This is a genomic window from Haloimpatiens myeolchijeotgali, from assembly GCF_042688525.2.
In the GTDB taxonomy this organism is placed as follows: Bacteria; Bacillota; Clostridia; order Clostridiales; family Clostridiaceae; genus Haloimpatiens.
On the sequence record NZ_JBHWAB010000001.1, the window covers coordinates 2,280,890 to 2,293,039 of the forward strand.

The 12,150-nt window shown below is 24.3% G+C and carries 11 protein-coding genes; 4 read left to right on the forward strand and 7 right to left on the reverse strand.

The window, feature by feature from the left end; all coding sequences use genetic code 11:
- Positions 1-31: 31 nt before the first annotated feature.
- From ACFIJ5_RS10015 to ACFIJ5_RS10025, 3 genes are all read right to left on the reverse strand, one after another.
- Positions 32-712 (reverse strand): response regulator, encoded by a 681-nt coding sequence (locus ACFIJ5_RS10015; protein ID WP_379806580.1) that lies wholly within the window; start codon positions 710-712, stop codon positions 32-34.
- Positions 693-1,874 (reverse strand): sensor histidine kinase, encoded by a 1,182-nt coding sequence (locus ACFIJ5_RS10020; RefSeq protein ID WP_379806582.1) that lies wholly within the window; start codon positions 1,872-1,874, stop codon positions 693-695. Before ACFIJ5_RS10020 ends, ACFIJ5_RS10015 begins: the two co-directional genes overlap by 20 nt.
- A gap of 215 nt (positions 1,875-2,089) precedes the next feature.
- On the reverse strand, positions 2,090-2,692 hold the full coding sequence (locus tag ACFIJ5_RS10025; RefSeq protein ID WP_379806584.1) for a prepilin peptidase: 603 nt from the start codon (positions 2,690-2,692) through the stop codon (positions 2,090-2,092).
- Positions 2,693-3,304: 612 nt separating this feature from the next.
- On the opposite strand from ACFIJ5_RS10025, the gene ACFIJ5_RS10030 reads away from it, so the two are divergent.
- From ACFIJ5_RS10030 to ACFIJ5_RS10045, 4 genes are all read left to right on the forward strand, one after another.
- On the forward strand, positions 3,305-3,871 hold the full coding sequence (locus ACFIJ5_RS10030; protein ID WP_379806586.1) for a sigma-70 family RNA polymerase sigma factor: 567 nt from the start codon (positions 3,305-3,307) through the stop codon (positions 3,869-3,871).
- Positions 3,868-5,253, forward strand: a complete 1,386-nt coding sequence (locus ACFIJ5_RS10035; RefSeq protein WP_379806588.1) for a DUF4179 domain-containing protein — start codon at positions 3,868-3,870, stop codon at positions 5,251-5,253. Before ACFIJ5_RS10030 ends, ACFIJ5_RS10035 begins: the two co-directional genes overlap by 4 nt.
- 241 nt (positions 5,254-5,494) lie before the next feature.
- Positions 5,495-6,151, forward strand: a complete 657-nt coding sequence (locus tag ACFIJ5_RS10040) for a pentapeptide repeat-containing protein (RefSeq protein ID WP_379806590.1) — start codon at positions 5,495-5,497, stop codon at positions 6,149-6,151.
- 139 nt (positions 6,152-6,290) lie between these two features.
- Complete coding sequence (locus ACFIJ5_RS10045; RefSeq protein ID WP_379806592.1) at positions 6,291-7,004, forward strand: hypothetical protein; 714 nt, start codon at positions 6,291-6,293, stop codon at positions 7,002-7,004.
- 93 nt (positions 7,005-7,097) lie between these two features.
- Here the strand turns inward: ACFIJ5_RS10045 and ACFIJ5_RS10050 are convergent, their stop codons facing one another.
- The 4 genes from ACFIJ5_RS10050 to ACFIJ5_RS10065 form a co-directional block, all read right to left on the reverse strand.
- Positions 7,098-8,504: a HAMP domain-containing sensor histidine kinase gene (locus tag ACFIJ5_RS10050; protein ID WP_379806594.1), complete on the reverse strand. Its 1,407-nt coding sequence runs from the start codon at positions 8,502-8,504 to the stop codon at positions 7,098-7,100.
- The gene (locus tag ACFIJ5_RS10055) at positions 8,473-9,192 is read right to left on the reverse strand and encodes a response regulator transcription factor (RefSeq protein WP_379806596.1); all 720 of its coding nucleotides are present in this window, start codon (positions 9,190-9,192) and stop codon (positions 8,473-8,475) included. The genes ACFIJ5_RS10050 and ACFIJ5_RS10055 overlap by 32 nt, the downstream gene beginning before the upstream one ends.
- Before the next feature lie 149 nt (positions 9,193-9,341).
- A complete protein-coding gene (locus ACFIJ5_RS10060) occupies positions 9,342-9,668 on the reverse strand; it encodes a DUF805 domain-containing protein (RefSeq protein WP_379806598.1) in 327 nt (108 codons plus the stop codon).
- Positions 9,669-9,939: 271 nt separating this feature from the next.
- On the reverse strand, positions 9,940-11,745 hold the full coding sequence (locus ACFIJ5_RS10065; protein WP_379806600.1) for a MutS family DNA mismatch repair protein: 1,806 nt from the start codon (positions 11,743-11,745) through the stop codon (positions 9,940-9,942).
- Between the last annotated feature and the right edge of the window lie 405 nt (positions 11,746-12,150).

The following is a 12,150-nucleotide window of genomic DNA, read 5'->3' on the forward strand; positions in this document are numbered from 1 at the left end:
AAAAAGTCACAAAAAATAGGGACTACAGTCCCTATTTTTTAACTTTAAATCTTGCTTTATAATATATATCTATGTCATTTTCTATTCCAATTATTGCAGCCTTAACCCTATCGTTTACATTTATTTTTCTAAATAAACTTGTTATATAGTTCTTTACTGTTTTTTCTGATAAATATAACTTTTCCCCAATTTCCTTATTACTTAACCCTTTACATATATTCATTAAAACTTCAACTTCTCTTTGAGATAAATTATCTAAAATGCTAGTCTTAATCGTACGATTATCTTTTATATTTGAAAAAAGAATAGAAACCAAAGATTTATCAATATACTTATCACCATAATATACAGTCCTAATAGCATCTACAATTTCCATACTTGCAGAATCTTTAAGTACATATCCATCAGCCCCAATATCTATTGCCTTATGTATAAACTTTTTATCACTTTCCACAGTAAGCATAATAGCTTTAATACTATCGTTCTGCTTTTTTACTTTTTCAAGTACTTCAATACCACTTATAAATGGCATATTCACATCCAATAATACCACATCACTATTATATTTTCTTAACATTTTAAGTGTTTCTTTACCATCTTTAGCTTCACCAGTGATAACCAAATCTTCTTCAAAACTAATAATTCTTTTCAACCCCTGTCTAATAAGATCATGATCATCTGCAACCAAAACTTTAATTTCCTCTTTTTTCATCTTTAATCACCTCTCTATTAACAGGAAGTTTAACATTATACACTGTACCTACTCCCTTTGAGGATTCAATATTAATTTCTCCTTGTAATTGTTTTACTCTATCTAATATACCAATAAGTCCATATGAAGCTTCTTTGGTCTGTACCTTTTTTAAAGTTTCCTGTACATTAAAACCAATACCATCATCACATATAATAAGCCTTAAATATTTTGTACCAAAATCTAATTTTACTTCTGCATGCTTTGCCTTAGAATGTTTTTTTATATTATTAAAAACCTCCTGAACAATTCTATATACAGCTACCTGAATAATTGGTTCTACATCTGTTTTTATAGGTTTTAACCTTGATTTTATCTCAATACCACATTCTTTAGAAACAGCACTTATAGTTTCTTGAATTGTCATGTTCAATCCTAAATCATCCAATGACATTGGTCTTAAATCAAAAATAATATTTCTAACTTCCTTTAATGCTACCTTAACATTTTCTTTTAAATCTACTAATTCCTTGATTCCTTCTTCTAAATTATTTTTAATAGTTTTTGTGCAAATATCTACTTTCATAACAACATTAGCCATATGTTGTGCTGGACCATCATGAATATCCCTTGCTATTCTTTTTCTCTCATTTTCTTGTGCTTCTAATATTTTAATTCCTATAAGCATTTCAGAATTTTTTTCCGTATCCTCTATTATTGGAAAAATCTTTCCTTTTAAATATCCTAACGCAATACTTATTTGATTAATTATTTTATCAGCATTTTCTACGTTTTCTCCTAACTTTTTTAAAGCTATTTCCAACTTAATTTTCCTTTTTTTTAACCCTTTTTTCTCATTTTTCTTAGTACTTAATTTTATCAAAATATCTGATGCTTTTTCGTATATAGATTTAATTTGTTCTTCGCTATACATATTGAAATTTTTAGATAACTCTTCTAATTTCTTCTTCACAAGCTTATCTTCTTTTTCTAATAACTGTATTTCACTACTAACCTCATTAATATGATTTTTAATCTTAGCCAATTCCAACTCTAAATTTTCCTGTTCACTTCTTATATTATCAACTATATTAATTATATGTTCTCTACTGAATCCAATTTGATCTATTATTTCTTTGATTATTTTGTTAATACCAGTCATATCTAATTCTACATTATTCATTTATATCACCCTTATTTAAGTTGTCAACTTTCGCAGATGAAAAATAGCCGCTATGGCAAATGATATCTTGCTTAGAAACCTATCAACTGTCCTCTATGAACTGTTAACTATTTAAGGAATATATTATTTCCCTTCGCTAAGCAGTATTTTTTTACTGGGAAAGTTAAGTGAATAATTAATAATAAAAATTTAAAAATTAAATTAAAAACTCATAACTATATAAAAATTATAAAAGAAAGAAAACTTCCCAAAGATAAAAACGGACCAAAAGGAATATTGTCTTTACGCCCTTTTATTTTAAACAGTAATAGTACCATGCTAATAATAGATGCTATTATAAAAGCAAAGCCAAGAGCCCATAATGTTTTATTTGGTCCTAAAAATGATCCAAGTGCAAACATAAGTTTAACATCGCCTCCACCTAATGCATTAGGTATAAGTGCTAATATAAAAAGAAAACTTCCACCTAAAAGCATCCCTAAAATGGCGCTAGTAAAAGATATATCCACAATAAAAGAAAATGTAATTCCTGTTATTGATGTTACAATAACTATCTCATCTGGTATGATTTTATATTCAAAATCAATATATGAAACTATAATTAAAATGCACCCTAATATAACTGATTTAATAAATATAATATTTAACCCTATTTTAAAAAAAGATATTAAAAATACTATTCCACAATTTAAAACTATCAATAATAAATATTTATTATTGATTTCTTTATCTTTATCTATTTTATATGAAAGCTTATTTACAATTATATTCAAAAAAAATCCTATTATTAGAGCAATTAAACTAATTATTACAACCATATAATCTTCCTTTGTTACAATTATGTATATATTCAACTTTCGCAGATGAAAAACAGCCGCTACGGGAAATGATATCTTGCTCAGAAACCTTTCACTTCAGTAACAAGTTCTAAGCTTTACTCATATTGAAAAAAGATTTTTTAATTAATATTCCGTAGGAATCAGTAATTAAAAAATAACTTTTTTCAAATTCGTAAAGCTAAGAACTTGTAAACTTTGTTCAAATGTTTCTTATGCAATATATCATTTCCCTTCGCTAGAGAGTATTTTTTTACTGTAAAAGTTGAGTTATATACTTAAAAGAATTTTTACATATGCATAATATGAATATAATAGTATTAGAAATATATTCTAAATATATTTTTAATCCTATTATATACAATTCCCTAAAAATATTATTATTATTAGAGAATAATAGAAAATATCAATAAACTGTTGATTTCACATATCAGTCATGAAAATAATGAACTACTCTCCACAAAAAACGTAAAAAACAGGGACGGTTCATTATTTTAATGCAAAAAATGAATCATGACCCATTATTTGCTATAATTTTTGTGAAAAACAAAACATTGTCTCCGTATATATTATTGAAAAGGAGGTTCGACATAAATGAAAATCAATGAAAATAATTTTTTAATTGAACTCAAGAAAAAAAATCCAAAAGCTCTAGAGTACACTATCTCCATTTATGCAAACTTAGTTTTTAAAGTAGTTATAAATATATTAGGTACTAATAATATGGAAAGTGCTAAAGAATGTGTAAATGATGTGTACCTTCTTATATGGGATAAAATCAATCTTTACAATCCAGAAAAGTCTTCTTTTAAAAATTGGCTTTTAGCTATCAGTAAATATAAAGCTATTGATTTTAAAAGAAGTATTAGTAAAAATAACATAAATGTTCCTTTAGAAAATCAATTATTATATGATGAATTAAATATCGAAGATGAAATCATTACTAAAGAAAAGAAGAAGGAGTTATTTGAACTTTTAAACTCTCTAAATAAAAAAGATAAAGAAATATTTATTAGAAAATATTTTCTAGATGAAAATATTGAAAGTATAGCCAAAAGTTTAAGTTCATCAAAAGGAGCTATCTATAATAGACTATGGCGGGGAAAACATACTTTAGCTAATAAATTAAATACTCTAAAAAGCTTGGAGGTGCTAAAATGAATAAAAATTTTAGTGAAGATGAAATATTAACACTTCTTAATGATGTAAATATTTCTGATAATGAATTAAGTGAATTAAATTTAAGTGATGTTGATAAAAATAATATTTCTAAAGATGTAATGAAAAAAATCAAACATAAAAATTCAAAGTGGAAAAAAATAGCCGCGGCAGCATCAATATCTGGTATACTACTTTTGTCCATACCTTTTATTTCCAGCAATACCTTTGCAAAAATGATGTCAAAATTAACAATAATAAGTGGTATTGGTGAAGTTAAATTTGATAATAAAGGTATGACCTTAAAGGAAAGTAAAACAAATAACAATATTACTCTAAATAGTATGTATATAGATAAAAATAAAGTTATAGTCATGTTATCTACAAACAACAAAAATAAGCTTTGTAATTTTGCCACATTAGAAGACAATAAAGGGAACATATATAAAATTAAACTTAATGAAGGCATGTGTAAAGATAACATACGAGCTCGTAAAGGTAACTTTAAAGGTAATATAAAAAAATCAGATAAGTATACTTTAACTTTAGGAAACAGTAAAAATAGTTTTTCACTAAATAGTAATGATTTTAAAGAAGTTTCAGAAGTTAAAAATTTATACACTGCTACTAATGGAGTTACTACACTAAATATTACTTCTATTAAGAGAGATAAAGATATTCTTAAAATAACTTATTACGTAACTGATAAAATACATCCTTATAAGAAACACCCAGTTTTCAAAGAGTCACTTAACAAGGGAACATTTGAATCGGAAAAAGATGCTATAAAACATGGTTATAAAAAATTTCCACCTTTTCCTAGCAATATAGCTTACCCATATTTTGAACTTATTGATGAATATGGTCATAGAGAATGTGGGCATGATAGTGCTAAACCATTTGTAAATGAAAATGAATCTTTATTCAATCTAAAAAAACTAAAAGGTAAAAAATTAAAATTATCACTACTTTCTGTACCTTATTGGTATAACAGTGAAAAACTCAAACTAACTTTAGATATACCTAAACAAGGTAAAAAAACATTAAATAGAATTGAGACTTTTAAAGGATTTAAGTTCACAATAATAAGCATAGAACGTAAATCTCCTCATTTAATAAAATTACGTTATACTCCTTTAGATACCAATAATCCAAAACTAATACCTACACAGATGAATTTAGATGTTGCTAATATTTGTGAATGTAAAGGAAACATTTTAGATGATACTAATAGACCAAATAAAAAGGTAACTGAAGATACCCTGTATACTAAAAATAATAAAGATGTCATAGGGGATAAATTAGAAATAGATGGAATAATAATGCGTTATTCTTCCGTAGGCCCTTTTGAAATAGAATTTGATTTAGATAAAATTAATAAATAAAATATTGCATATAGCAATTTGATATCTATATAAAAAACTAGGACTTTTATAATCCTAGTTTTTATTATTTTACTTAACTCAACTTTTGTAGAACAAAAAGACTATATATCATTTTCCGCAGCGATTGTTTTCAAGATCAAAATTGGTTATTTGAAATTTTTAATGCTAAGATTATGAAAGATTATGATATAATTTTGGTAAAATGTTATATTATATTTAATTTTGAAAGAAGGTTATTACATTGAATCAAACAAAATCAAAATACAAAATTTTATCTCCAAGAATACCAAAAAAATTAGATGAAATATCATTTTTGCATAACACTATTCAAAACCATGATTGTTTTTCTGAAGGAGTTGTTTGCGATTGTTCTATTGAATATCAAACAGCAGAACATGTTACTTTTGAACAAATGGTATTTACTAATATTAATTTCAATGAAGTATCTTTTGAATCTATTGATTTAACAGATGTTAAATTTGTAAATTGTGATTTATCTAATATAAATTTTCGTGGAGCTATAATACACAGAGTTGAATTTATAGGCTGCAAAATTCTAGGAATTAATTTTAGTGAATCAACTTTGCAAAATGTATTATTTGAAAACTGTAATGGAAATTATGCATGTTTCTCATTTTCAAATTTTAAACAAGTAGATTTCACAAATTGCTTACTTAAAAGCGCTAATTTTCAAGAATCTAAATTTAATAAAGTAAATTTTTTAAATACCAATTTAGTGCAATCTGAAATGCCAGGAACAAAACTAAAAGGAATTGATTTAAGTACCTGTGAAATAGAAGGAATTGGTACTAGAATTGAAGACTTATATGGCGTTATTGTTTCTCCTATGCAGGCAATTTCACTATCAAAATTTATAGGGCTTGTAGTCAAAATGTAAATTAGTCATTTCAGACTACCCCTACGACATTAAACAATATTTTTTTGTATGAATGAGAAGATATATATTTACTTAATAATTTCTATAAATTAATATATCATTATATAAAGTTTAGAATAAACAAAGGAGGAAATCTTAAGTGAGAAATGATTTACTAAAAAATTTTTTTAAAGGCTCATTATCATATGTATTTTTAATCATATTAGCAATTATTGTAGCTCTAAGTTCAATATTTACTTTATCATTTGTACTAGCACATTTAACAAGATACACAAATTATATTTTTTATTTGCTTCCAAGTACCAGCTTTATTATAGGAGTTGCAGTTATAATGTTTTGGTATACTTTTTCCCTTGATAAAATCATTTTCAAAATCAAAAAAAATGATATACAGTGCAGAGGGATATTTAAACTATTTAGATTACTTCATAATTCTAAATTTAAAAAATTAATCATGTTTATATTAGTTTTTTTATCTCTAGGAGGATTATTTTGTACTTATTCAACTTTTAATGTAATAACAGAAGATTCCATAATAGTTCATACACCTTTAGATTTAAATGGTAGAAAATATTCTTACTCTGATGTAGCTGAAATTGATACAGGTATTTCACATGATAAAGATAATAATTTATACTATAAACTAAAGCTAAAAGATTCAACAATTATTAATGTTACATCAGCTAGTATGGATAGTAAATTTGAAAAATATGAACTTGGTATATACTACTTAGATCAGAAGTTATTAAAAGCAGGTGCTAAAAAAAACATTGATACAAAATTCATGTACAAATTTGACAATGCAGATTTTAATAAAGATTATGCTAAAAATGTAAAAAAAATATTGCAATAGATATATTATAAAAGGAGGTTTCACTATTGTTTTGCTTAATTAAACAAAACAATAGTGAAACCTCCTTTTAATAAATGAGATTATTTACTTTATCTAATTATTAGGTTTAGGAAGCTCTATTTGAAATTGAGTTATAAACTCATCATCTTCAAAAGATTTAAGATGAATTTCACCATAATGCTTTTCTATTATTTTTTTTGTAATTGAAAGTCCCAATCCTGTTCCAGCATTACTACCTCTGGACTCATCACCTGTTACAAATGGAGTAAATATTTCACTTTTGATATTATCTGGTATTCCCTTACCATTATCTGCAACAGTAATCATATAATTAGAATTTTCTTCTAAAGTTATTTTAATTGTTGTTCCCGCTTCATTATATTTTAAACTATTTGATATAAGATTAGATATTGCCCTTTTCAATTGATTTCTATCGAAATTACATGGAAATTTTTTATCGGGAATAAAAAATTCTATAAAAAATTTCTTATCTTCAATATGTTCATAATTCTCCGCTATAATATCTTTTACAAAATCACCTAAATCATTTAAAGTTAAATTTAATTTTAAATCTGGATGGTTTAATTTTACATATTCAAATAAAAGATTAATTAAATCTGTTACCTTTGTTGATTTTTTATATATAATATTCAAGTATTTATTTATATCTTTTGTGTCTTCAACATATCCTTCAGTAATTGCTTTAGCATAACCTTGAATTGTGGTTATAGGCGTTTTTAAATCATGTGAAATATCTGCAAGCATTTTTTGCTTACTCTCTTCCAACAATTTTTTTTCTTTTTCAATTGTTTTTAACTTCTTTACCATATGATTAAAACTACTGCATATTTTTACAAATTCAGCTTCGCCTTTATAATCAATATAAATTTCTTCATTTGTTTCCGTAAATAAAGTCATGGCTTTATTCATTTTATCAAGTGGTTTTTTTACTTTTTTATTCAACCATATTATAAAAATTAATATATTAACAACATAAAGTAACACAAATATAATAAACATTTGATTAAGACTATTTTTAAGATATTTTGTGGTTTGATTTGTATCTTTTTTAGGTATTTTTGATAAAACAATCAATTTCTTCCCATTTTTATCTTTGAATTCATATTTTTCAACATAATAAGGAATAGAATCTGGATACAAAATAGCATCTAGCTCAGATTTGTTATAAGAACTTTTTTTCTCCATTACATGCCCTTTAGTAAATATAACTTTATAATTTTCATCAATTATCTCAATCCATCCATATTCTTTTTGTATAGAACTAATATCTATTTTTTCATATTGTCCCATTTTTAATATAGATTTTTGATTATTTAAATAATCATTTTCAGCAAATACTCCAGCTAACCCTATAAGTTTAATTAAACCAAAACTTAAAATTATAACTATAATAATTATATTACTGATAGTAAACAGTATATAATTTTTTATTAATGTAATATAAAATTTATTCTTTTTGTATGTTCGATTCTTTTTCAATTTTATATCCAAGGCCTCTTATAGTTTTTATATATACTGGTTTTCTAGGGTTATCTTCTATTTTTTCTCTTAATTTTGATATATATACCATTAAATTATTTTCATCTCCATATAAATAGTCCCCTTTAATATTTTCACATATTTGACTTTTAGTATATACACGTCCTGGAGATTTCATAAACATGTGCATTATTTTATACTCTGTTGCAGTAAGAATTATCTCATTATCCCCTTTTAATAATTTAAAACTACTTTCATCAAGTACAAGTTCTCCTACTTTAAGCATATTAATATTTTGTTCTATGTTTGAATTATTATTTAAGTTATATGTTCTTCTTAATTGAACTCGTATTCTTGCTAAAACTTCTAAAGGATTAAAAGGTTTTGTAATATAATCATCAGCCCCTAAATCCAATCCTAATATTTTATCACTATCCATTTGCTTTGCTGACACTATGATTATTGGTATATTATATTTACTTCTAATTTTCTTTGTAAGCTGAAAACCATTAAGTTTTGGCATCATTATATCCAGAACAGCTATATCAATTTTGTTTTTTTCAATAATATTCCACGCATCTTCACCATTATATGCAGATAAAACTTCTAAATTTTCTTTTTCTAAAAATAATTTCAATAAATCTATAATATCTTTCTCATCTTCAGCTATCAAAATTTTATATGACATAGTACAGCACTCCTTAATTTTTACTTTATACAAAAAAATGAATATCACTATTTAATATAATTTTAAAACAATATTTTAATATTCTCAATGTATAATATAAAAACTATAACCTAATAAGTAATTTTTATATAAATCAAATGATTTTCTTCTTATATTACAGGTTTACCATATTCATTTTCTGATTCTGTACCTTTTTTAAACAATAAAACTAATTGAAGATAAATATTGTAAATTGGAATAAAAAACATTAGAACTCTATATCCTGATTTTTCAATGTCATGAAATCTTTGAATAGTAATAAGAATATTTTTTGCTATGCAAATACCTACAATAATAAGAAATGCTATATTCAATTTATTACTGTTATACATTTTTAAAAACATTGATAAAATGGATAGAATAGAATAAATCAAAATGGAATATCCCAAATATCTTCCTCGATTAATTCTTCCTTTTGATGAAAAAAAATTTGTCATACGCATATCTCTCCTTCAAATAAATTTTTATTATCTTTTGTTTGATATAATTATTAAAATTTTATTACCTCACCAATAATATCACTCTAATCTATAAACTTTCTTAATATAATCTTAAAATTTATTAAGGTTGAATACGCGTTAAAATATCCTTAAATATTTTTTACATTTAATTTAAAATATATCCACAACTATTTATTTTTAGTATATATTTAATTCAAAAAAATTATAAGAAATAATTCAAACTTTTGAATTATTTCTTATATTAATATTATTCTTCAATATCTATTCCTATCATTTTCATAAGATACTTTGCATTTGTAGTATCTGAACGACCTTTTCTTAGTTTATAATCAAATTGTATTTTATTATTTAAATAACTTTCTGTAAAATGGTAATTCTTTATTCTTTTTTCATCAGCATGCTCTAAATCACACAATTCAAAATCATGTGTTGATATTAATCCAAAGACCCAACTTTTATTTAAATTTTTTAAAACGCTTTTAGCTCCAATAATTCTGTCTTTCGAATTAGTTCCCCTAAATATCTCATCTATAAGAAAAATTGTAGGTTGTTTCTTAGGTAAATAATCTATTATATTTTTGATACGCAAAAGTTCAAAATAAAAAGTTGATAACCCTTCATTTAAATCATCACTTATTCTCATTGATGTAAATATATCCATTATTGAACATTTAAATCTTTTAGCACAAACTGGAGCTCCAGCATATGCCAAAACTAGATTTATTCCAATAGTTCTTAAAAATGTTGTTTTCCCTGACATATTTGATCCTGTAATAATCAAAATATTATTTGTCATATCAACATTATTACAAACACGTTTTTCAGCATTTATCAGAGGGTGTCCGACTTCTTCTGTATCTATTACTAAATCTTCTTTTGCAAATACTGGGAAAGTCCAAGAAGGATTTAACTGCATAAGTACTGATAAACTAGAAATACTTTCAATTTCTCCTATTATTTCTAACCACTTTCTTATTGAATTCCCATAATGTTCTTTCCAATTTTCCAAAGCAAAGACACATTGATGATCCCAAAATAAAACAATATTAGAAACAATAAAAAATACAACGTTTTTTCTTAAATCTATGTTATCTCCAATTTTATTTAGCTGTTTAAAAATTTGAGATGCTTTTTTATTCTCAAATACCAATTCTGATTTTAATTTTTTTAAGTAACTATTTTCAAAGTTTTCATTTTCAATTAAATTTAATATTTTAACATATGCTTCTAAATCTTTTTTAAATCCGTATACAGAATTTATAACAGGACTTATTTTTGAATATCCTAACAAATTAATAATTATATGTAGAATAATCAGCAATGGAATAAAATAGTAGTATTTTTTTATGTTATAAAAGATTATTGTAAAAGACACCGCTATTGATATTACTGGCAGTATATAAATTATCCATTTAATCCATGATTTTTTAAACGCTTTTTTAGAATTCTCAGCATACTGTAATAACTTCTCAGGATTTTCTGTGCTTTTTTCATTAGAAATACCTTGACATTCTAAGTTTTGGCAAAAATCAATCTTTTGTGCTAATTCCTTTACTGCATTTTGCCTGTTCATTATCATTTCTATATCTTTTTCAGGTTTTTGAAGCAAATCTGTTAATCTTTTTCTTCCATAAAATGTTTTTGTAGTATTAATTAATTGAAATAATGATTTTAAACCAAATATATCTAAATCCATAGAGTATGAATGATCCTTATGAACGTATTCTTTACCACAGTCATCAAAATCAGTCCATTTGCCATCTATTCTATGAATGTACTTTTTATTAATATCAATCATACATTTTATTTTTTTTAGTTTATCATTTATATTACTATGTTTTGATAAAAGAATTAAAAAAACTACATATGAAATAATCATTCCTAAAAATATAGCTGTAGAAAATCTTTCTTTTATAAAATAATATGTACATATTAAAGCTAAAGCAAAAACTATAAGTCTGAAAATACTTAAAATATTATAAACTTTTTTATATTTCAACTGTTCATTTTCAAAATATTTAACTCGTTGAACAAATGTCTCTTTAACTGTCATATAATTATGTCTCCCTTCAAATATTATTTCCCTTTGAAAAATATAATACTAATATAAGTATAACAAAATCCAAGCATAAGGCAAAAAACCATTATGTATATAATTATACTATTTTTAACCAAAAACTTATAGACTTATACTTACATTAGTTATGAGATATAATTTAGCTGTGTATAAATTCATACTTAATAATACCATTTACTAAAGCATTATACATAATAAATAACTCAACTTTCACAGATGAAATGCAGTCGCTGCGGGAAATGATATCTTGCTTAGAAACCTTTCACTTCAGTAACAAGTTCTAAGCTTTACTCATATTGAAAAAAGATTTTTTAATTAATATTCCATAGGAATCAATAATTAAAAAATAACTTTTTTCAAATTCGTAAAGCTAAGAACTTG

Bases quoted from the DNA above. Each gene is read 5' to 3' on its own strand.
- ACFIJ5_RS10015 (WP_379806580.1), bottom strand. From the start codon at position 712: ATGAAAAAAGAGGAAATTAAAGTTTTGGTTGCAGATGATCATGATCTT.
- ACFIJ5_RS10020 (WP_379806582.1), bottom strand. From the start codon at position 1,874: ATGAATAATGTAGAATTAGATATGACTGGTATTAACAAAATAATCAAA.
- ACFIJ5_RS10025 (WP_379806584.1), bottom strand. From the start codon at position 2,692: ATGGTTGTAATAATTAGTTTAATTGCTCTAATAATAGGATTTTTTTTG.
- ACFIJ5_RS10030 (WP_379806586.1), top strand. From the start codon at position 3,305: ATGAAAATCAATGAAAATAATTTTTTAATTGAACTCAAGAAAAAAAAT.
- ACFIJ5_RS10035 (WP_379806588.1), top strand. From the start codon at position 3,868: ATGAATAAAAATTTTAGTGAAGATGAAATATTAACACTTCTTAATGAT.
- ACFIJ5_RS10055 (WP_379806596.1), bottom strand. From the start codon at position 9,192: ATGTCATATAAAATTTTGATAGCTGAAGATGAGAAAGATATTATAGAT.
- ACFIJ5_RS10060 (WP_379806598.1), bottom strand. From the start codon at position 9,668: ATGACAAATTTTTTTTCATCAAAAGGAAGAATTAATCGAGGAAGATAT.
- ACFIJ5_RS10065 (WP_379806600.1), bottom strand. From the start codon at position 11,745: ATGACAGTTAAAGAGACATTTGTTCAACGAGTTAAATATTTTGAAAAT.